At 74.2% G+C, this 19003-nt stretch carries 20 protein-coding genes, 2 pseudogenes and 1 other annotated feature; of the genes and pseudogenes, 17 read left to right on the top strand and 5 right to left on the bottom strand.

The window, feature by feature from the left end; genetic code table 11:
* Positions 1-1190: pseudogene (locus VED21_RS35225) on the bottom strand (IS3 family transposase); the annotation flags it as partial.
* Positions 790-906 (bottom strand) — a sequence feature (AL1L pseudoknot). (Overlaps the previous pseudogene by 117 nt.)
* Before the next feature lie 54 nt (positions 1191-1244).
* On the opposite strand from VED21_RS35225, the gene VED21_RS35220 reads away from it, so the two are divergent.
* The 3 genes from VED21_RS35220 (at position 1245) to VED21_RS35210 (ending at position 3329) form a co-directional block, all read left to right on the top strand.
* A complete protein-coding gene (locus VED21_RS35220) occupies positions 1245-1511 on the top strand; it encodes a PilZ domain-containing protein (protein WP_324890586.1) in 267 nt (88 codons plus the stop codon).
* Between the two features lie 75 nt (positions 1512-1586).
* Positions 1587-2012 (top strand): hypothetical protein, encoded by a 426-nt coding sequence (locus VED21_RS35215; RefSeq protein ID WP_324890585.1) that lies wholly within the window; start codon positions 1587-1589, stop codon positions 2010-2012.
* A gap of 504 nt (positions 2013-2516) precedes the next feature.
* Entirely contained in the window at positions 2517-3329 is an 813-nt protein-coding gene (locus tag VED21_RS35210) for a hypothetical protein (RefSeq protein ID WP_324890584.1), read from the top strand.
* A gap of 119 nt (positions 3330-3448) precedes the next feature.
* Here the strand turns inward: VED21_RS35210 and VED21_RS35205 are convergent.
* A pseudogene (locus tag VED21_RS35205) lies at positions 3449-3745 on the bottom strand (type II toxin-antitoxin system VapC family toxin); the annotation flags it as partial.
* A gap of 439 nt (positions 3746-4184) precedes the next feature.
* Here VED21_RS35205 and VED21_RS35200 point away from each other — a divergent pair.
* Positions 4185-5279 carry a relaxase/mobilization nuclease domain-containing protein gene (locus VED21_RS35200; protein WP_324890583.1) on the top strand — a complete coding sequence of 365 codons (1095 nt, stop codon included), beginning with the start codon at positions 4185-4187 and terminating at the stop codon, positions 5277-5279.
* Positions 5280-5357: 78 nt separating this feature from the next.
* Here the strand turns inward: VED21_RS35200 and VED21_RS35195 are convergent, their stop codons facing one another.
* The 3 genes from VED21_RS35195 to VED21_RS35185 all read right to left on the bottom strand — a co-directional run bounded on the left by VED21_RS35195 (position 5358) and on the right by VED21_RS35185 (position 7971).
* Positions 5358-6005: a plasmid mobilization protein gene (locus tag VED21_RS35195; protein WP_324890582.1), complete on the bottom strand. Its 648-nt coding sequence runs from the start codon at positions 6003-6005 to the stop codon at positions 5358-5360.
* A gap of 224 nt (positions 6006-6229) precedes the next feature.
* On the bottom strand, positions 6230-7231 hold the full coding sequence (locus VED21_RS35190) for a ParB/RepB/Spo0J family partition protein (protein WP_324890581.1): 1002 nt from the start codon (positions 7229-7231) through the stop codon (positions 6230-6232).
* A complete protein-coding gene (locus VED21_RS35185) occupies positions 7228-7971 on the bottom strand; it encodes a ParA family protein (protein ID WP_324890580.1) in 744 nt (247 codons plus the stop codon). Before VED21_RS35185 ends, VED21_RS35190 begins: the two co-directional genes overlap by 4 nt.
* 469 nt (positions 7972-8440) lie before the next feature.
* On the opposite strand from VED21_RS35185, the gene VED21_RS35180 reads away from it, so the two are divergent.
* The 13 genes from VED21_RS35180 to virB11 all read left to right on the top strand — a co-directional run bounded on the left by VED21_RS35180 (position 8441) and on the right by virB11 (position 18992).
* Positions 8441-8821, top strand: coding sequence for a hypothetical protein (locus tag VED21_RS35180; protein WP_324890579.1), 381 nt, complete (start codon positions 8441-8443; stop codon positions 8819-8821).
* 33 nt (positions 8822-8854) lie between these two features.
* Positions 8855-9574 (top strand): lytic transglycosylase domain-containing protein, encoded by a 720-nt coding sequence (locus VED21_RS35175; protein ID WP_324890578.1) that lies wholly within the window; start codon positions 8855-8857, stop codon positions 9572-9574.
* Between the two features lie 52 nt (positions 9575-9626).
* A complete protein-coding gene (locus VED21_RS35170) occupies positions 9627-9962 on the top strand; it encodes a TrbC/VirB2 family protein (RefSeq protein ID WP_324890577.1) in 336 nt (111 codons plus the stop codon).
* A gap of 97 nt (positions 9963-10059) precedes the next feature.
* Positions 10060-10398: a type IV secretion system protein VirB3 gene (locus VED21_RS35165; RefSeq protein ID WP_324890576.1), complete on the top strand. Its 339-nt coding sequence runs from the start codon at positions 10060-10062 to the stop codon at positions 10396-10398.
* On the top strand, positions 10391-12778 hold the full coding sequence (locus VED21_RS35160) for a VirB4 family type IV secretion/conjugal transfer ATPase (RefSeq protein ID WP_324890575.1): 2388 nt from the start codon (positions 10391-10393) through the stop codon (positions 12776-12778). Before VED21_RS35165 ends, VED21_RS35160 begins: the two co-directional genes overlap by 8 nt.
* A gap of 24 nt (positions 12779-12802) precedes the next feature.
* Positions 12803-13528 (top strand): type IV secretion system protein, encoded by a 726-nt coding sequence (locus VED21_RS35155; protein ID WP_324890574.1) that lies wholly within the window; start codon positions 12803-12805, stop codon positions 13526-13528.
* 2 nt (positions 13529-13530) lie between these two features.
* Positions 13531-13950: an EexN family lipoprotein gene (locus VED21_RS35150; protein WP_324890573.1), complete on the top strand. Its 420-nt coding sequence runs from the start codon at positions 13531-13533 to the stop codon at positions 13948-13950.
* 6 nt (positions 13951-13956) lie between these two features.
* Positions 13957-15018, top strand: coding sequence for a type IV secretion system protein (locus VED21_RS35145; protein WP_324890572.1), 1062 nt, complete (start codon positions 13957-13959; stop codon positions 15016-15018).
* A 51-nt stretch (positions 15019-15069) separates the two neighbouring features.
* Positions 15070-15261, top strand: coding sequence for a hypothetical protein (locus tag VED21_RS35140; protein WP_324890571.1), 192 nt, complete (start codon positions 15070-15072; stop codon positions 15259-15261).
* On the top strand, positions 15258-15989 hold the full coding sequence (locus VED21_RS35135; RefSeq protein ID WP_324890570.1) for a virB8 family protein: 732 nt from the start codon (positions 15258-15260) through the stop codon (positions 15987-15989). The genes VED21_RS35140 and VED21_RS35135 overlap by 4 nt, the downstream gene beginning before the upstream one ends.
* Positions 15986-16837 (top strand): TrbG/VirB9 family P-type conjugative transfer protein, encoded by an 852-nt coding sequence (locus tag VED21_RS35130; protein ID WP_324890569.1) that lies wholly within the window; start codon positions 15986-15988, stop codon positions 16835-16837. The genes VED21_RS35135 and VED21_RS35130 overlap by 4 nt, the downstream gene beginning before the upstream one ends.
* Positions 16834-17961 carry a type IV secretion system protein VirB10 gene (gene virB10 / locus VED21_RS35125; protein ID WP_324890568.1) on the top strand — a complete coding sequence of 376 codons (1128 nt, stop codon included), beginning with the start codon at positions 16834-16836 and terminating at the stop codon, positions 17959-17961. The genes VED21_RS35130 and virB10 overlap by 4 nt, the downstream gene beginning before the upstream one ends.
* On the top strand, positions 17961-18992 hold the full coding sequence (virB11, locus tag VED21_RS35120) for a P-type DNA transfer ATPase VirB11 (RefSeq protein ID WP_324890567.1): 1032 nt from the start codon (positions 17961-17963) through the stop codon (positions 18990-18992). Before virB10 ends, virB11 begins: the two co-directional genes overlap by 1 nt.
* Positions 18993-19003: the final 11 nt, after the last annotated feature.

The following is a 19003-nucleotide window of genomic DNA, read 5'->3' as shown; positions in this document are numbered from 1 at the left end:
CGGAGTCCGCCCGCTGGGCGGCTCCGGGCCTCGAAAGCGGGGCAATTCCCGCAGGTTTCCACCAAAAGGCGTGGGGATACCGCAAATTTCAGCCTTCAGCGGAGAGAATGCTCCCGCACGGAGACCTTTTTCCGCAGCCTGGTAGAGGCCGTTGATGGTCTCAGCCAAGGCGTTGTCGTAGGAATCGCCGACGCTGCCCACGGAGGGCTCGACGCCGGCTTCGGTGAGACGCTCGGTGTACGTGATCGCCACGTATTGCGCCCCGCGGTCGGAGTGATGAACGAGGCCGCCGCCCTTGGCTGGCCGACGGTCGTGGAGCGCCTGCTCCAGAGCGTCCAGGACGAACCCGGCGTGGGCGGTGCGCGACACCCGCCAGCCGACGATCCGGCGGGCGAACGTGTCGATGACGAAGGCCACATAGACGAAGCCCTGCCACGTCGCGACGTACGTAAAGTCCGCGACCCACAAGGCATTCGGGCGGGGTGCCTGAAACTGGCGGTTCACCCGGTCGAGTGGACAGGGCGCCGCCCGGTCGCTGAGCGTGGTGCGCACCGCTTTGCCGCGCGTCGCCCCCTTCAGGCCCATCCGCCGCATCAGCCGGGCCACCGTGCAGCGCGCCACGTCGAGGCGTTCCCGCCGCAATTGCCGCCACACTTTCCGCACCCCATAGACCTGGAAGTTCGCATCCCAGACCCGTCGGATAGCCCCCCTCAGTTCGGCGTCGCTTTGCACGCGGGCCGGCGCCTTGGACGGATCGGCCCGCCGGGCGGCATGGGCGTGGTAGGTCGACGGGGCGATCGGCAGCACCCTGCAGATCGGCTCGACCCCGTGGACGGCGCGATGCGCGTCGATGAAAGCGATCATTTCTTGAACGGGCGGTCGAGCTCCGCCTGGGCGAAATACGCTGAGGCCTTGCGCAGGATCTCGTTCGCCTGGCGCAGCTCACGGTTCTCGCGCTCCAGCGCCTTGATCCGCTCGCGCTCGTCCGTCGTCGGCCCCGGCCGCTTGCCCTGGTCGCGTTCGGCCTGCCGGACCCAGCCCCGCAGCGTCTCGGGATTGCAGCCGATCTTCGCTGCGATCGAGCTGATCGCCGCCCATTGCGAGGCGTGCTCGCCGGCGTGCTCGAACACCATCCGCACCGCGCGCTCGCGGACCTCGGGGGCGTATTTGGGTGATGCCTGCTTCGTCATGGTAACCCCATCTTCTCAAGAAATGGGGCCTCCGCGAAACCCGGCGCGGTTCATTTGCAACAGAGCCTGCTGGTGCGGGTGGTGCGCACCTCGACCAACGACGCCGACCGGCGCCGGCAGAAGCGCTACGATGTGGAGGAGCGGGTGTCGGTCACCGCCGGCGGGCGGGCGCAGGCGTGCCGGGTGGTGAATCTGTCGGCGGGCGGCGCCATGATCGCCGGGCTGCCGGCCGATGGCGCCCCGTTCGCCCGCGGAACGTTGCGCCTGGACGGGCACGGCGGTGGACGCCGAGGACAGCGTCGATCCGGAGCGCTATGCTGACTGCGGCGGCGCCTGATTCCCCTACCGCCCGGCACCGGGCGTTGCCCCATGACCGATGATGTGACGAGAACCGCCATGCAGACGCTCGAGGTTGCATTCGCCGGAAAGCTGCTGCTGAAAGACGGCGGCCATCTGATCGAGTGCGCCATGGACCCTGGTGTTGTCGCCCTTCACGCTTACAAGCTGGACGGCTCGTTTCTCGTGCGGATACCCGACACGGGGGCGTGGCTGTTTGTCGCCGGCATTCCCGCGGGATCTCGCACCGTGCGGCATGCGCTGCTGGACGATGGTCCCGACCGAGACCGCGCCGCGCGGGACCTGCACGCCATTGGCGTGCGCATCCTGCCGGCAGAGCAGGCCCAGGCCGAGTTTGAGGCTGACACCGTGCCCCTCTACAACGTCACCCTGATGGAGCGGGCGCCGGCTGATGCGGCCGCGTGTTGCGATCCGCCGGACGCGTTCCGGCCGTTGACCCGGAAGCCACCCGATGTTGGGACGTGACCGTCATGGCGGACCGAGCATCCAACGCCACGACCAAGGACGTCGGCATCCGCGCCGATGCACGGCCAATGCATGAAGCTGTTCCTGTGCGGGCGCCTGCGGTCCCGGCTACGGGAGGATCCGCGCCGGCCCGTGGAAATCTTGTTCAATGCCGGAGCGCCGCAAGACCTGGCCCTTGACGCCGAGGGCCGCCGCAGTTCCCGGCATCGGCACCGTGGCGCTGCGCGGCATCGGCAAGATGGCCATCGCCAACGCCCAGGAGGACGCGGCCGGCGACACCCTCCTGAAGCCGACTAGCGAGTATCCTGAACCGAGGCATCTCTTGACCAGGGTGAATGGCCGAACCACCCCCGGCGCCAACCCGGCGGCTCTCATCGTTGGCCCGCCTCGCGAGCCGTTGTTTGGCCAACCAACTCCGGCTCGCCGTGACGGTCGGCCGTCCCCATAGCCCGACGGCGACCGACAACGCCTGCACCGCCGGCCTTGGGTGTGCTATGAGGAGCCATGACGCTGGACATCACGCTGCGCACGCTGACCGGGCCGGGCACCCCGGCGCTGATCCGGATGCTCGCCGGGGCCGGCGTTGCCGGCAGCCTGCCGACCGAGTTCCCCGACGCCCGGGACCGCCGGGTGGACACGCTGGTGCGCCTGGACGACGGCCGCATCCTGCATCTGGAGTGGCAGGCCAGGGCCGATCCGGCGATGCCCCGGCGCATGCTGTGGTACTGGCTGCTCATCACCGAGGCCCACCCGGGCGTCCCGGTGGAGCAGGTGGTCATCCAGGCCGGGGGCGCTGCGCCGATCGCCGGCCGCCTGGAGGCGCCGGGGCTGTCCTTCGCCTACCGGGTGGTGGACAGCCGCAGCCTCGACCCGGCGCCGCTGCTGGCCAGCCCGGCGGTGGAGGACAACCTGCTTGCCATTCTGTGCGGCCGGGATCACCTTACACCCACGGTGCGCGCAATCCTGGCGCGGCTGGCGCCGCTCGACGAGCGGGCGCGGCGCGACGCGCTGACCCGGCTGCTGATCCTGGCCGGGCTGCGCGGGGTCACCCGACAGGTTCTCGAGGAGGTGCGGGCCATGCCGCTGCAGGTCGATGTCGAAAGCGATCCCTATCTGGCCGGATTGGTCGACCGGGGGCGGGTGCAAGGTGAAGCCGCGGCCCTTCTGCGCGTGGCGGAGCGCCGCTTCGGCCCGCTGCCCGCCGACGTGCGCGAGCGCATCGCCGCCGCCGATCCCGAGACGGTGGAAGGCTGGCTCGACCGGGTGCTGGACGCGGCGAGCCTGGAGGACCTGCTCGCCGCCCGCCCGGCGAACTGACCGGACGCCCGCGCCGGCCAGCGCCCGCCCGGCTCAACCAGCCAGCCCTCGCACCGCAGCCCGGGCACCCGGCTGAATTCGCCCGGGTTGCCGGTGACCAGGACGAGGCCACGTCTGCGCGCATGGCCGGCGATCATCAGATCGTACGGACCGATCACGCGCCCCTGGCGCTCCAGCCCGGCCCGGATGTCGCCGAAATGTCCGGCCACGTCCTCGTCAAGGGGCAACACCTCGATACGGGCGGCCAGCCGCTCGACCTCGTGGCGTTTTTCGGCCGGCCGGTCCGATTTTGCAGCGCCATGCAGCAATTCGGCGAACGTGACCGCCAAGATGCACGGGCCGCCCGCCTCGGCGTTGAACCGCGTGCGCGCGCTTTGCGGAGGGTCGCGCAGGATGCAGACGGTGGTGTCGAGCATGCAGCGCAGCCTCACCACGCCTCGCGCTCCGGCACGGCGGGCTGATCGCGGTCCGGAAAGGCGATGCCGGAGGAGTAGAAGAAATCGTCCCAGACGCCGTCGGCCGGAACGATGACGCGGCGCCCCCCTTGCGCAGGATGACGACCTCCCGCGCGTGAACGGGAACCGCCACGTCCTTCGGCAGCCGGACGGCCTGGCTGCGGTTGGACCGGAACAGCGTCGTGCGAACCGTCATGGACCACCCCTCCCATTGTATATCCATGATGATGCCCGCTTCACCGCCAACCCGGATCACCGGACCGGCAGATGCCGGGCGGCGATTCCGGACAGGGCCCTGTGTCATCGCGTCGGCGGCCTGGAAAACGCGGCGGTGGAATGAAACATCGTAATCCGCTCAGCAACGCGCGCTGCGAATCCTCTTCGGACCGGAGCCCACACCATGAGCGATGGCGATGACGACGTCTGGCGGCTGCCGCCGACCCTCCGGGGCCGCGACGTCCGGCTGGCGCCGGGCGGCGGGCCGGCGCCGCTCTCCGCCACCGGCAAGGCCCGGCTGCGGCGCATCGTGACCAAGGCGCCGGAAGCCATGGTGAAGCTGACCGGACGGGCACGCGGCGCGGCCGGCCACCTCATCGCCCAGCTCGACTACCTCACCCGCAACGGCACGCTGGCCGCCGAGACGCAGGACGGCGAGCGCATCACCGGCCGCGCGCGGCTTCTGGAGCTTCACGACGACTGGCTGCTCGCCAACGCGGCGGAGGGCCGCGGCAGAGCCGGGCCGAACGCGGCGCAGAGCGTCGCCCTCACGCTCTCCATGCCGCCCGGCACCCCGCCCGACCGGGTCGAGGCCGCGGCCCGCCACTGGGCGCGCGCCACCTTCACCGGCACGCACGACTGGATTCTGGCCCGCCACGACGACACCGGGCACCCGCACGTCCACATCGCGATCCGCGCGGTCGGCGCCGATGGCCGCCGGCTGGCGCCCGGCCCGGCCGACCTCCGGCAGTGGCGGGAGCGGTTCGCGCGCGAGCTGCGGCGGCTCGGCGTCGAGGCCGAAGCGACACCGCGCTTCGCCCGCGGCCAGGTGCGCAAGGCCGAGCGCCAGCCGGCCAGCAAGGCGGAGGGGCGTGGGATCGCCCCGTACGCCACCGAAGCGATCCGCCGCGCGGCCGAGGCGGACGCCCGGACGGATGCCCCGCCACCGCCCGGATGGAGCCGCGCCCTTCAGGCGCGCCAGGAGGCCATCCGGAGCGCCTACCTGGGTCACGCCGAACAGCTGGAACGCGGGGACGCGGCGGACCGCCAGCTGGCCCGGGACATCCGGCGGTTCGTCGCCGACATGCCGGTGCCACTGCCCCGCCGGCAGGCCCTCGCCGCGGCGCTGCGGCACGCCCGCCACGGCGAGCCCGGCCGTGACGCCCCGCTCCCGGGCCCGTCCGCTCCGGAGCCCGCGCCGGGCTTGCACCGTGCAAGCCCGTTTCCCGCGCCGGAGCGCCGCGAGCCCGCCCCGCCGCGCCCGCGCGGGCGCGGCTGACGCCACCCGGCCGGCGTCCGCTGGCCCCGCAGCAGTTCCCCGCCGTCCGCCAACCGGCTTGCACGGTGCAAACCGGTGTCATTCCCCGGCGTCGAAGCGGGCCGCCCGCCGCCGTGGCCGGTTCCGGCGCCGCACCTCGGCGGCCAGCACCTCGGCCCCGGCACGCCCGGCCGCGCCCGGCGCGGCGGTTGGGCGCTCGGCGTCCGGCAGGCCCCAGTAGTCGAAGTTCCCGGTCATCACCGCCACCACCCGGCGCATTCCGGCCCGGACCTCCGCGCCCGCCTCGCGCACGGCGTCGGCGTGCGGCGGCGCCGGTCCCCCGGCGTCCTCCAGGGCACGGGCGATGCGGTCCACGCCGTGGCCGATGGCCCGCAGTTCCCGGAACACGGCGCGCAACGCCTCGACCTCGGCGGGGGTCCATTGCGGGCGGCGCGCCAGATGCACCAGCGCCAGCGAGCGCAGCCAGTTCGCCGGGCTGCAGCCGCGCGCCCGCGCCGCCTCAGCCAACGCCGCGCGCTCGGCCTCCTTGAACCGCACCCCCACCTGCGCGCCGGCCCCAGCACCGCGCGGGGCCGCCGGGGGGCATCCCCGGACCGCCTCGCACACCAGCCGCCGGAGCGCGGCCGACGTGCCGCCTTCGGTGACGCGCGCCTGTGCTTTGAAGACGGCCGCCAGTTCCGCCGGAACCCAGACCGAGAGCAGTTCCTGCCCGTTCCGTGCCGCCATCGGCTCTCCTTGTATGACACTGCTCCCAGCAAACCTATCCTGCCCCCTCTTCCCTCACGCCCCTCTCCGCTCCGGAGAGTTCGCGGAGAGTTCGACCCATCGGGACGGCCGGACCGGCGAGAGGCACCGCCTCACCGGGCGGCTTGTCTTGCACCGTGCAAGCCTGGGCGAGGGACCGGGGCGTCTTGCACGGTGCAAGGCCCCGCTCCGCGCGGGGCGGCCCGTCAATCAACGCCGACGATCCGCAGCTCCGCGGCGTCCACCGCCTCGGTGCCGCTGGAGAAGGTGACCAGCGCCGCGCCGGGCCGCGCCGCCTTGCGGTCCACCACCAGACGGCCCGTGCGCCCGTCGCCCGTGGCCACGCGGAACACCGGCGCCCCGCGCGGCGCGTCCGCCGCCGGGTCGGGCGTCCCGGCGGCGCCGCGGCGGCCCGTCTCCGGCGCTGCGGGTCTTGCACCGTGCAAGCCCCCGTCCGCCGCCGGGCCGGGCGCGGCCGCGACCGCATCCCCGGTCGGCCGCGCCGCCACCGGCCGCTCCAGCACCAGGCTGCCGGTGGGCGCGCCGGTGATGCCGCCGATGATCCGGCGCGCCTCGGTCACCGTGAGGAACGCCTCGGCCTCGGCCAGCGCGGCGATCACCGCGCCGGGCGTCTTCCGCCACTGCCGGTACAGGTCATAGAGCGCGCGCATGTCGCCGCGGTCGAGGCGCGCGCGCAGCTCCGGCGGGAAGTGGCCCGCCTGCTTGAACGCCGCGACCTGGTAGTCCTTGAGCGCGCAGATGGTGGCGATCTGCCGGTTGCTGTGCCCCGCGCCGGCCAGCCGCGCGATGGCGGCGGCGAGGTCGCCGTTGGACAGGGCGGCGCGCTGCTGGTTCTCGATCACCTGGGCGGCGAAGGCGTCGCCGCCGCCCCGGCGGATCACCGCCGGGATGTCGGCCAGCCCGGCCAGCCGGGAGGCACGCAGCCGGCGGGCGCCGACGGCGAGCGTGTAGCGCCCGTCCACCGGCGGACGCACGACGACCGGCTGCACCACGCCATGCTCCCGGATCGACGCCGCCAGCTCCGCCAGCCCGTCGTCGTCGAAGACGGTGCGCGGCTGGCCGGGATCCTCGTCGATGTCGGCCAGCGGAATGCGCAACGCCTCCCCCTGCCCCTCGCCGGTGGCGGCGCGGAGCGCGCCGAAGGCGGCCTCGGAAAACGCCGCACGGGATCGGGCCGGACCGCTCATCGGCGCAGCTCCATGCGCTCCGCCACGGTGGCGAAGACGCCGCGGATCTCCTGGCCGGCGTCGCGCGCCGCCGCGCCGGCCATCGCCCACACCGGCGCCCGGTCGCTGGCGGCGCGGGCGTAGGGGTCGCGCTTGGCGACGATGCCCGGGAACAGCAGCGTGCCGGCCTGTTCGGCCAGGCTCTCGAACAGCTCCCGCTCGCGCCGGCTCCGGCGGTCGAAGATGGAGGGCAGCAGGCCGAGGAACAGCGGCTCGGGCCGGCCGTAGTGGCGCGACACCCCCTTGACGGCGCGCAGCAGCTCGGCGACACCCTGGATGGAGTAGTCGTTGATGCCGATCGGCGCCAGCACCGCGTCGCAGGCCAGCAGCGCCCCGAAGGTGCGGTTGGTCAGCGCCGGCGGCGTGTCGATGACGCACACGTCGTAGTCGGCGTCCATGCCGGCGAGGCTGTCGCGGAACGTCTCGATGCACGCCCGGTCGACGCCCTCGACGCCGAGCAGGTCGCGGGTCGAGCGGGTGACGGTGAGGGCGCCGGCGCCGGGCACCCGCGTCGGCCGGGCGAACAGCGCCACGCTGTCGACGTGCGCCACGTGCGCGCCCAGCGTGGCGGTCAGGTTCGCCTGCTGGTCGAGGTCGATGACCAGCGTTCGGAAGCGCTCCGCCAGGTACCAGCCGGCATGGGCGACGAGGTTGGTCTTGCCCACCCCGCCCTTCTCGTTCATCACGACCAGCGTCTTCATGATCGGCCTCCGCGTGGACACCCGCGCCCGGAACGGCGCTGGTGATTTTATAAAATCGCTTTCGTCGCTGATGAACTGTCCATGCGAGTCGCACGACTACGATGGCGACCGCCTTTCGCGCCACCATGGCGCGAAAGAGTCCGTGATTCCGGTCTCCGTCCGCTGTATGTCACAACAGACGGCGCGCCGCATGCCGGAGCCTTCCGGGACCACCGGCGCGGCACCGACCGCACCATAAGACGCCTTTTTGCAAAATCGCTTTTAACATCACGCCTCTGTGTGTCCGGCGTCCAACGCGGGAGACCCCGGGAATGACGACACGCCTATCCGCTAAGTCCGCTCGCCCCTACCCTCTTTTCGCTGCTATGAAAGGCTCCGCGGACCGGCGCCGCGCCGCCGCCGGCGGGGCGCGCCCGGCCCATCGGGCCGTTCCATCCGCGCAACCGCGGCTGGACAGCAGGAGCGAGGCTTGGAGAGCGGACTGCAGGAGGGGGAGATCAGGCAGGCGCTCGCCGAGGGCGGGCGCATCCGCAACGTCCTCGTCGTCTCCAAGTGCGTCGGCGGGTTCGTCGAGCACCTGGCCTACCTGCGGCCGAGCTGGCGGCGCGACTTCCTGCCGCTGCGGACGTGGAACGACAGGGCGGACCGCACCTACCGCGACCTCGACCGCCTGCTCACCCTGCTGCGCGTGGACTTCCGCTACCGCGGCTGCATCCCCGTCTACATCGCGGGCGACCCGGAGCTGGCCCGCTACAAGGTGCTCGCCCGCGAGGCCGCGGCGACCGGCGCCGTGCCTCCCGACTGCGGTCTGGCGGCCGGCCGTCCCGACCCCGCCGTCCCGCTCCGCTGAGGCGGCGGCCGTCGCCGGACCGGGAGGGGGCGCATGATGGTCCCCCTGGCCGTGTTCCTCGAACTCGCCGCCGGCTGCGGCCCCGCGGTGCACCCCGCCACGCTGGCGGCGGTCGCCCGCACGGAGAGCCGCTTCGACGCGCTGGCGATCGGCGACAACACCACCGGCCGGTCGCATGCCCCGGCGACGGCCGGGGAGGCGGTCGCCACCGCGAAGGCCCTCCTGGAGCGCGGGCACTCCCTCGACCTCGGCCTGATGCAGATCAACAGCGCGACGCTGGCCGGCCTCGGCCTGACGGTCGCCGACGCCTTCGATCCCTGCGCGAGCATCGCCGGCGGGGCGCGCGTCCTGGTCGACGGCTACCGGCCGGCGCCGGGCGAGGACGAGCAGCGCGCGCTGGTGCGGGCGCTGTCGCGCTACAACACCGGCTCGCCGGTGCGCGGCGTCGCCAACGGCTACGTGGCGAAGGTGCAGGCCGCCGCCGGGCACATCGTCCCGGCCCTCCGCGGCAACGCACCGCCGGGCACCGAGCGGGGCTTGCACGGTGCAAGCTCGCCGGCCACGGCCACGCCGCCGGCACCGCCCGCCTGGGACGTCTATGGCCGCGCCCGCCAGGCACGGGAGCACGCGCGGACCGGTGGGCCGTGGCCGTCCCACGGCCGGCCCCCCGAACCGCACGGCCCGGCACCCTCCGGCACCGCGGGTCTCGTGCGGCCGACGGCCCCGCCCAGCCCAGCCGACGACGGCCGCTGAGAGCGGCCGACCGGCCTCCGCCCACCCGTTTCACACGTGAGGAGACCCTCGCATGCCCACGCTCTGCCCGTCATCGGCCGTCGCCCCGCCGTCCCCGGCCCGCCGCCTCGCCATCGCCGCCCTGGCGGCGGCCGCGCTGATCCTGGCCACCGACCCGGCCTTCGCCCAGGCGGCCGGCGGCGGCGGCGACATCACCACCTTCCTGCAGAACATCGTCAACATCCTCACCGGCACCGCCGGCCGCCTCGTCGCCGTCATCGCCATCTGCGTCGCCGGCGTCGGCGCGCTGATGGGGGCGCTCAGCCTGCGCGCCGCCGGCGGCGTCATCCTCGGCGTCATGCTGATCTTCTCCTCCGCCTGGCTCGTCGACCAGATCGTCGGGGCCTGACGGCCCCACGCGGTGTGGCCCGCGGCCGACCGCGCGTCCTCCCGCCGCCCGACGGCGGCCGTCCCCCTGCGGAGCAACAGCCCCTGCGGAGCAACCGATGGACCCCGACGCGCTGACGGAAGACCCGCTGTTCCTCGCCTGTACCCGCCCGGCCATGTGGCGCGGCGTGCCGCTCGAGGCGGTGGCGCTCAACGGCATGGCCACCGGCATCGTCTTCGTGATGATGGGCAACCCGTTCTACCTGCTCATCGGCGCCGTCGTGCACGGCGCGGTCCGGGCGCTGGTCCGCCACGACTGCAACCTGTTCGGCACCCTGCGGCTGTGGGCCGAAACCAAGGCCCGCGCCCGCAACACCGAGCGCTGGGGCGGCTCGTCCGTCAGCCCGCGCCCGCTCGGCCCGGCCCGCACCGCCCGGGAGGTCCGCATCCATGTTTAGGCTCGATGCCATCGCGCGCGAGCGCGAGCCGGACACCTACGTCCCCTACCTCGGCCACGCAGCACCCGACGCGCTGCTGCTCGACGACGGCTCATTGCTGGCCATGATCGCGCTGGACGGCGCCGCCTTCGAGACGGCCGCCGCGGACGAGGTCAACGCCCGGCACGCGCGGCGCAACCTGCTGCTGCGCAACATCGCGTCGGAGCGGCTCGTGCTGGCGACGCACACCGTGCGCACCCTGGCCGACGGCATCGATGACCCGCAAGCGCCCTGCACCAGCGCCTTCGCCCGCGAGCTCGACGCCGCCTACCGCGCCCGCCTGCTGGCCAACCGCCTGTACCGCAACGACCTCTTCCTCTCGGTCCTGCTGCGCCCGGCGGCCGCCGCCGAGGGCGGTCCGCTGGCCGCCCTGTTCGCGCGGCGCGCCCGCAGCGACCGCGCCCGCCCGGTCCACCCGGCCGGCCTCGACACGCTCAACGCGGCGGTCGCGGCGATCCTCGCCGAGCTCGACGACCACGCCCCGCGCCGGCTGGCACTGCGAACGGCCGGCGGCGTGCTGTTTTCCGAACCGGGCGAGGCGCTGCACCTCGTGCTCACCGGCCGCCGCCTGCCGGTGCCGCTGGTCGACGGTCCCCTCGGCGCGGCGATCTACACCGACCGCGTCATCGTCGGGCGCGAGGCCATCGAGATCCGCGGCCCCGGCGGTTCCACCTACGCCGCCGCCTTCGGCCTGCGCGAATACCCGGCGACCACCTGGCCGGGCATGTTCGACGCGGTGCTGGCCGCCCCCTACCGCTGCGTGCTGACGCAGACCTTCGGGTTCCTGGCCAAGCCGGCGGCGCAGGCCATCCTGACGCGCAAGCAGAACCAGATGGTGGCCGCGCAGGACAAGGCGGCCAGCCAGGCGCAGGCGCTGACCGAGGCCGCCGACCAGCTGGCCTCCAACGCCTTCGTCATGGGCGACCACCACCTGACCCTGGTCACCTTCGCCGACAGCCTGGAGAGCCTGCGCACGGTGGCGGCGCGGGCGCGGCGCGACCTCGCCGAGAGCGGCGCGGTCGTGGCGCGCGAGGACCTGGCGCTCGAGGCGGCCTACTGGGCGCAGCTGCCGGGCAACCTGCGGCTGCGCACGCGGCCGGGCGCCGTCAGCTCGCGCAACTTCGCCGCCATGGCCAGCCTGCACAACTACCCGGCCGGCGCGGCGCAGGGGTACTGGGGGGCGCCGCTCACCCTGTTCCGCACCACCGGGGGCACCGCCTACCGCTTCCACCTGCACGCCCCCACCGAGTCGGTGCGGGACCTCGGCAACGTCTTCGTCGCCGGGCCGGCCGGCTCGGGCAAGACGACGCTGATGCTGTTCCTGGCGGCGCTGGCGGGGCGGCAGGGCGCGCAGGTGGTGTTCTTCGACAAGGACCGCGGCGGCGAGATCCTGGCGCGCGCCGTGGGCGGCACCTACCTGGTCCTGCCCGCCGGGGCGCCGTCGGGGCTGGCGCCGCTGAAGGCGCTGTCCACGGCCCCGGCCGACGTCGCCTTCCTCAAGGGCCTGCTCACGCCGCTGATGCTGGAGCCCGGCCGGGAGCCGGCCCCGGAGCAGGAGCGCCGGCTGGAGCTGGGCCTGCGCGCCGTGCTGGCGCTGCCGCCGGCGGCGCGCTCGCTGGGCGAGCTGCGGGCGTTCCTCGGGCACGCCGACGCCGACGGGCCGGGGGCGCGGCTGGAGACGTGGTGCCGGGGCGGCGCCCTGGGCTGGGCGCTCGACAACGACGCCGACGCGGTGGCGCTCGACGCCCCGTTCCTCGGCGTCGACGTCACCGCCGTGCTCGACGACCCGGTGACCCGCGGCCCGATCCTGGCCTACCTGTTCCACCGCATCGAGGGCCTGCTGGACGGCCGCCGGCTGGTGCTGGCCATCGACGAGTTCTGGAAGGCGCTGCTCGACCCCGGCTTCCGCGAGTTGGTGAACGACAAGCTGAAGACGATCCGCAAGCTCAACGGGCTGGTGATGCTGGGCACGCAGTCGCCGGCCGACGCGCTGAAGAGCCCGATCGCGCACTCCATCATCGAGCAGTGCCCGACGCAGATCCTGATGCCCAACGCGCGCGCCGACGCCGCCGACTACCGCGCCGGGCTGAAGCTGACGGAGCCGGAGTTCCAGGCGGTGCGCGAGGAGCTGACGGCGGGCGGCCGGCGCTTCCTGCTCAAGCAGGGCACCGCCTCGGTGGCCTGCGAGCTGGACCTGGGCGGGCTGGACGACCTGGTCGCCGTGCTGTCGGGGCGCGCCGGCACGGTGCGGCTCATGGAGCGGCTGATCGCCGAATGGGGGCCGGAGCCCGACGCCTGGCTGCCGCACTTCCGCCGGCAGTGGCGCCAAGCCGCGTCGTAGGGACGGACAACGGAGGACGGATCCATGCGCAGACACACCACGGCCATCGCCGCCGCCGCGGCCACCGTTGCGATCAGCGCGGCCGCGGCGCTCCCCGCGCGGGCGCAGCACGCGGTGATCGACTCCGCCAACCTGGCGCGCAGCGTCCAGCAGATCGAGCAGCTGGCGCAGCAGCTGCAGGTCATGCAGCAGCAGTACCGGCAGCTGCTCGACACCTACCAGGCGGTCGCCCACGCCCCGGCGGACGCCCTGAACCGGCTTGGCCAACAGCTCGACGTGGATCGCTTGCGCAACGCCCTGCCGGACAGCGGCGCGCTCGGCCCGGTGATGAACGGCACCGCCCCCGGCCCCGGCGCCCTGGGCGCGGCCGCCCAGAGCCACCGCGAACGCAACCGCGTCTACGAACCGGCCGGCCCGGACTTCCAGGCCGGGGAGATGCGGCGCGCGGCGGCCAGCGTCGCCGGGGCGCAGGCGGTGGCGAGTGAGCTGTACCAGTCGGCGGCGGACCGCATCGCCGCCCTGCGCGGGATCGAGGGGCAGCTCGCCGCCGCCCCGGACGCCAAGGCGGTCGCCGACCTCGCCGCGCGGATCGGCGCGGAGCAGGCCTACATCCAGGCCCAGCAGGTCCAGGCGCAGTCGCTGGCGCTGTGGCAGCAGGCGCAGCAGCGCAACCAAGAGCAGCGCGAGCAGGAACGGCGCCGCCAGTCGATCGACGACCTCATCGAGCAGGCCAAAGCGCGGGGAGGCTGAGGATGGGACCGGTCACGACGGCATGGGCTTGCACCGTGCAAGCCCTGACGCTGCTGGTGCCGCTGCTGTCCGGCGCACCGGCGGCGGCGCAGAAGCCCTCGGCGGCTCCGCCGCGCACCGTGGGCTGGTACGCCGATCACCCGCAGGCCCGCGCCAGCGTGCAGCTGGCCTGCCTCGAGGATCCGGGCCGGCTGGGACGCGATGCCGACTGCCTCAACGCGCACCGGGCCAACGTGGAGGTCGCCCTTCGCGAGGCCCGCGCGCGCACCGGCACCATGGACCCCAACGACCCGGCTTTCTGGTCCAGCGATCCGGAAAATCGGCAGAGCAAACTCATCATGTGCCGCCGAAATCCGCAGCTAAACCACTGCGACGTAGCAATGCGCTCCCTGCTGATGGAAGCCGGGGCATCAGGGAGGTGATCGGCAATGGGCGAACTTCAGTGGCAGATCTTCGCCTACATCGTCTCCCAGGTGGAGACGCCGCTCGTCGCCGCCGTGACGGAGGTGCTCAACGCCTTCCTGGTCTTCGCGGCGGCGCCGCTGCGGGTGGCCCTGGTGCTGTACATCGCCTTGACCGGCATCCTCGTCCTGCGCGGTGCGGTCAGCGAGACCGGTGCCGTCCTGTTCGGGCGCATGCTCAGGATGATCCTGGTGGTCTGGGTCATCACGGGGGCCGGGGTGTACCAGCAGTACGTCTACGATGTCTTCTTCGCGACGCTTCCCGCCGCCCTGTCGGACGCCCTCACATCCTCGGGTGCTGTCAGAATCGTCAGTGCGAACAGCTTCGATCAGGTCTGGCTGCGGGCCTGGCGGGCCGGCCTCGAGGTGTGGCGCACGCTGGGCTGGAGCGACATCGCCGAGAAGGCGGTGGTGGTGCTGTTCTGGGCGGCCGCGATCCTGTCGACCGGCTTCTGCTTCGCCATCTGGCTGATCTCGCGCGTGATCCTCGCGCTGTACATCGCCGTTGGCCCGCTGCTGGTTCCGCTGGTGCTGTTCGCCGCCACCCGCGCCGTCTTCGAGCGCTGGATCGGTTCGCTGATCTCCTGCGTCATCCTCCAGGTCACCACCATCGTCCTGCTCTTCATAGTCCTTGCTGTCGAGCAAGAAGTTGTTAGCACCGTCACACGCATGGGATCGGTTGATCCCCTGGTGATGCTCCAGGTGCTGTTGGCCGGCGTGATCTTCTTCGCCGTCGCCGCCTACGTGGCCTTCCAGCTGCCGGCCTTCGCGGCCTCGCTGTCCGGCGGCCTCGCCTTCCACACCGGCGCGCTCGCCCGCGCCGCGCGGGGCGCCGTCGGCTCGGCCGGCCAGCGCCGCGTCGACGCCCACGGGAACACACACCACGCCGGCCGCTTCGGCGCGCTCGGCGCGCTGCACGCCGCCGGTTCGGCCGCCTGGGGCGGCGCGCGGGCCGCCGGCCGCACGGCGCACCACCGCCCGCGGCCGGCCACCGGCGGCTCCCTCTCCGACCGCAACACCCTGCTCTAGGCGCCCGCGCGGCACCAACGCCCGCGCCCCGTTCACGACAGGAGACGCCGCATGATGCACCGCCTTACGCTCGCCCTTCTCCTCTTCGTCCTGCCGGGCTGCGCCGACGACGCGCCACCCACCGACGCGTCCGGCCCGCTGCGCGCGCTGAACCCCGGCCGCTGGACGCCGGGCGCGGACGACCTGCGCACCCCGCTGGCCCCGGCCGCCGCGCCGTCGATGCGTACGGAGGCCGGCCGATGACCCTGACCGCCGCCACCCCGCCCCCCGCCGGCGCCTTCCAGGCCCGCCCGGTCCCCGCCGATCCGGCGCTGCTCGACGCCTATTTCGCCCGCGTCGCCAGCTACGAGGCCGACCGGCTGCGCGCCTGCCGGCGCGCCGCGCGCGCCGGCGTCGCGGTCGGCGTCGTCGGCGCCCTCGTTGGACTGGCCGGGGCGCTCGCCGTCGCCGCGCTGGCGCCGCTCAAGAGCGTGGTCCCTCTGGTCTTCCGCGTCGACAACGCCACCGGCGCGGTCGAGCGCGTCTACGACCTGCGCGGCGGCCCGATGGAAGCCAGCGAGGCCGAGCGGCGCTACTTCCTGTGGCAGTACGTGCGCCTGCGCCAGGGCTACAGCGCCGCCGAGGCGCAGGCCAACTTCGAGGCGGTGGCCCTGCTGTCGGCGCCGCCGGTGCAGGCCGAGTACGCCGCCGAGTTCCGCGGCTCCAACCCGGCCAGCCCGCAGGTCGTGCTCGGCCGCGACGGCACCGCCACGCTGCGCTGGGTGTCCACCAGCTTCCTCGGCCCCCAGCTCGCCCAGGTCCGCTTCGTCCAGCTCGAGCGCAAGGGCGACACCGCGCTGCCGGTCAAGCGCATGGTCGCCACCATCGGCTTCGACGTCGTCCCCGGGGCCGTCAGCGCCGCGTCCATCAACGTCAACCCGCTCGGCTTCACGGTCACCAGCTACCGGGCCGACATGGAGGTCACCCCATGACCCGCCGCCGTCTCGCCGCCGCGGCCCTGGCCGCCACCGCGGCCCTGGCCGCCGGCCCCGCCCGGGCGGAACAGGCGCCGCGCCCGGGCGGCCACGACCCGCGCGTCCAGGTCGTCGCCCACAACCCGATGAACGTCGTGCGCATCGTCGGCTGCCCGACCACCTCGACGCAGATCACTTTCGGGCCGGCCGAGGCGATCACCCAGGTGGCGATCGGCGACGCCGACGCCTGGCTGGCCCAGCCGGCCGGCAACATGCTGTTCCTCAAGCCGACCGAGGTCCGCCCCGCCACCAACGCCCAGGTCGTCACCACCCGGTCCGACGGTGCGGTGCGCTCCTACCAGCTGCGGCTGGTCGCCGAGGCGGCGGACGGCGAGGCATCGGCCATGTTCGCCGTCCACTTCCGCTACCCCGAGGACGAGCGCGCGGCCCGCAAGGCCCGCACGGCGCAGGCCGCGGCCGACGCCCGCGAACGGGCCGCCCAGGCCCGGCTTGCCGGCGCCTGGGCGCAGGGACCGCGCAACTGGCGCTACGTCGCCCAGGGCGCGGCGGCGCTCGAGCCGGCCGAGGTCAGCGACAACGGCCGCCAGACCGCCTTCCGTTTTCCCGGCAGCCGGCGTGTTCCGGCCCTCTACGCCGTGGCCCCGGACGGCGCCGAGACCATCGTCCCCCACACCATGGCCGGCGACCACGCCGTGGTGCAGACGACGGCGCGGGCGTTCGTCCTGCGCGACGGGCGCGCGGCGCTGCGCATCATCAACCGGGGCTTCGACCCGGCCGGCCGCGACCCGGGCACCGGCACCGGCACACCGGACGTCACCCGCACCGTGCGGAGGGCCGGCCGATGAGCGGCGACCCCCTTCCCCCACCGGGCGGCGCGCTGGCCGGCGAGCGCCACGTCTCCGATGTGGCCGGCCGGCCGCCGGCCATCGGCAGAAAGGCCGGCGTCGGCGTCATCGTCGCCGGGGCGGTGCTGGCCTGCGGCGCCATCCTGCTCACGGCGGAGCGGCCCGACCTCACGCCGCCGGACGGACCGCCGCCCCCGGCGCGCCCGACCGTCCGCTACGAACCCCCGCCCCCGCCGCCCGCCCAGCCGGTGACGCTGGCCGCGCCGCCGCCGCCCCCGCTGCCGGAGGCGCCGCCGGCGATCGTCCGCACGCCGGCGGCGTCCCCGCCGCCGCGTCCGCCGCGCCTGCTCGTCTACACCGCGGACGGCCCCGGCTCCGGCGGGGCCGGACACGGCGCCGGCGTCCCGTCGGGCGCCGGGCTGTCCGGAAGCTCGGGCGGCGGAGACGGTCCGATGGAGACGGACGACCTGGCGGTGCGCCTCCAGCCCACCCGGCTCACCGGCGTGACCGCCGACGTCCTGCGGAACCGGCCCTACCTGCTGACCACCGGGACGCTCATTCCCTGCATCCTGCAGACGGCGATGGACTCGACCCTGCCGGGGCTGGTGACCTGCGTCCTCCCCGAGGACGTGGCCGGCACGACCGGGCTGACGCTGCTCGACCGCGGGACGCGCGTGGTCGGCCAATTCCGCGGCGGCGTCCGCCAGGGGGTCGAGCGGATGTTCGTGGTGTGGACGCGGGCGGAAACGCCGCAAGGGGTGGTCATCGCGCTGGACAGCCCGGCCGCCGACGCGCTCGGGCGCGCCGGCCTGGAGGGCGCGGTCGACCGCCACTTCTGGCAGCGCTTCGGCGGGGCGCTGCTGCTGTCCACCGTCGACGGCGTCCTCCAGGCCGGCGTCGCGGCGGCGGCCAGCGCGGGCACGACCACCATCAACACCGGGCAGACGCAGTCGGTCATCGCCGAGACGCTGCGCGGCACCATCGCCATCCCGCCCACCGTGCGCAAGAACCAGGGCGAGCTGGTCAGCATCCTCGTCGCCCGCGACCTCGACTTCTCCACCGTCTACCGGGTGGCGCCGTCGGCCGGCCGGCCCCTGCCCCTGGTCCCCGGGGAGGTCCGGTGATGCGGCCCGGCGAGACGACGCTGCGGCTCCTGCTGGAGCCCATCGCCGGCTTCCTGGCGGACCCGGCCGTCACCGACGTCGTGATCAACCGGCCGGGCGAGGCCGGGGTGGAGGGCCGCGGCGGCTGGTCCTGGCACGCGGTGCCGGAGCTGGGCTACGAGCGCCTCGACGCCGTCGCCACGCTGTGCGCCGCGCTCGCGCAGCAGGACGTCGGGCCGGAGCGGCCGCTGTGCGCCGCCGTGCTGCCGGATGGCCAGCGCGTGCAGATCTGCCGCCCGCCCGCCGTCGCCGCCGGCACGCTGAGCCTGACGATCCGCCGGCCCTCCGGCTTCGTCCCGACCATCGCCGGGCTGGCCGCCGGCGGCCTGTTCGCGCGCACCGAACGCGCCGCCCGCCGCGTCCACCCGCGCGACGCCGAGCTGATGGAGCTGCACCGGGCCAGGGACTGGGAACGCTTCTTCCCGCTGGCGGTGCGGGCCAGGAAGACGCTGATCGCCACCGGCGACACCGGGTCCGGCAAGACCACCTTCGCCAAGGCGCTGATCCAGGCCATTCCACCGGACGAGCGCCTGATCACCATCGAGGACACCGCCGAGTTCATCGGCCTGCCGCAGCGCAACCGCGTGGCGCTGTTCTACAGCAAGGGCGGCCAGGGCCTGGCGCGCGTGCGCCCGGAGGACCTGATCGAGGCGGCGCTGCGCATGCGCCCGGACCGCGTCCTCATGCAGGAGCTGCGCGACGGGGCCGCCTTCACCTTCCTGCGCGCCGTCGCCGCCGGGCATCCCGGCTCCATCACCACCTGCCACGCCGGCGGCGCGATGGACGCCTTCGACGCGCTGCGCCTGATGGTCAAGCAGCACGACGCCGGCCGCCACCTGGCCGATGCCGACGTGCGCGCGTTCCTGCGCCAGCGGATCGACGTCATCGCCCACTGCCGGCGCGGCCCGGACGGCTTCGCCATCGAGGAGGTCTTCTTCGACCCCCTGGCGGCGATCGCCGAGGCTGCGGCCGCCATCCGCGCCGCCGGATGAGGGAGCCGCCC

The organism is Azospirillum sp., from assembly GCF_035627195.1.
Lineage (GTDB): Bacteria > Pseudomonadota > Alphaproteobacteria > Azospirillales > Azospirillaceae > Azospirillum.
The sequence above is the reverse complement of the archived record's forward strand: the minus strand, read 5'-3'. Positions and strand labels throughout refer to the sequence as shown.

What these genes read in the sequence shown, in the direction of transcription:
- VED21_RS35130 (WP_324890569.1), top strand. Translation starts at nt 15,986, where the DNA reads ATGACCCGCCGCCGTCTCGCCGCCGCGGCCCTGGCCGCCACCGCGGCC.
- VED21_RS35160 (WP_324890575.1), top strand. Translation starts at nt 10,391, where the DNA reads ATGTTTAGGCTCGATGCCATCGCGCGCGAGCGCGAGCCGGACACCTAC.
- VED21_RS35200 (WP_324890583.1), top strand. Translation starts at nt 4,185, where the DNA reads ATGAGCGATGGCGATGACGACGTCTGGCGGCTGCCGCCGACCCTCCGG.
- VED21_RS35155 (WP_324890574.1), top strand. Translation starts at nt 12,803, where the DNA reads ATGCGCAGACACACCACGGCCATCGCCGCCGCCGCGGCCACCGTTGCG.
- VED21_RS35175 (WP_324890578.1), top strand. Translation starts at nt 8,855, where the DNA reads ATGATGGTCCCCCTGGCCGTGTTCCTCGAACTCGCCGCCGGCTGCGGC.
- VED21_RS35170 (WP_324890577.1), top strand. Translation starts at nt 9,627, where the DNA reads ATGCCCACGCTCTGCCCGTCATCGGCCGTCGCCCCGCCGTCCCCGGCC.
- VED21_RS35165 (WP_324890576.1), top strand. Translation starts at nt 10,060, where the DNA reads ATGGACCCCGACGCGCTGACGGAAGACCCGCTGTTCCTCGCCTGTACC.
- VED21_RS35145 (WP_324890572.1), top strand. Translation starts at nt 13,957, where the DNA reads ATGGGCGAACTTCAGTGGCAGATCTTCGCCTACATCGTCTCCCAGGTG.
- VED21_RS35185 (WP_324890580.1), bottom strand. Translation starts at nt 7,971, where the DNA reads ATGAAGACGCTGGTCGTGATGAACGAGAAGGGCGGGGTGGGCAAGACC.
- VED21_RS35215 (WP_324890585.1), top strand. Translation starts at nt 1,587, where the DNA reads ATGCAGACGCTCGAGGTTGCATTCGCCGGAAAGCTGCTGCTGAAAGAC.
- VED21_RS35195 (WP_324890582.1), bottom strand. Translation starts at nt 6,005, where the DNA reads ATGGCGGCACGGAACGGGCAGGAACTGCTCTCGGTCTGGGTTCCGGCG.
- VED21_RS35140 (WP_324890571.1), top strand. Translation starts at nt 15,070, where the DNA reads ATGATGCACCGCCTTACGCTCGCCCTTCTCCTCTTCGTCCTGCCGGGC.
- VED21_RS35135 (WP_324890570.1), top strand. Translation starts at nt 15,258, where the DNA reads ATGACCCTGACCGCCGCCACCCCGCCCCCCGCCGGCGCCTTCCAGGCC.
- virB11 (WP_324890567.1), top strand. Translation starts at nt 17,961, where the DNA reads ATGCGGCCCGGCGAGACGACGCTGCGGCTCCTGCTGGAGCCCATCGCC.
- VED21_RS35210 (WP_324890584.1), top strand. Translation starts at nt 2,517, where the DNA reads ATGACGCTGGACATCACGCTGCGCACGCTGACCGGGCCGGGCACCCCG.
- VED21_RS35150 (WP_324890573.1), top strand. Translation starts at nt 13,531, where the DNA reads ATGGGACCGGTCACGACGGCATGGGCTTGCACCGTGCAAGCCCTGACG.
- VED21_RS35190 (WP_324890581.1), bottom strand. Translation starts at nt 7,231, where the DNA reads ATGAGCGGTCCGGCCCGATCCCGTGCGGCGTTTTCCGAGGCCGCCTTC.
- virB10 (WP_324890568.1), top strand. Translation starts at nt 16,834, where the DNA reads ATGAGCGGCGACCCCCTTCCCCCACCGGGCGGCGCGCTGGCCGGCGAG.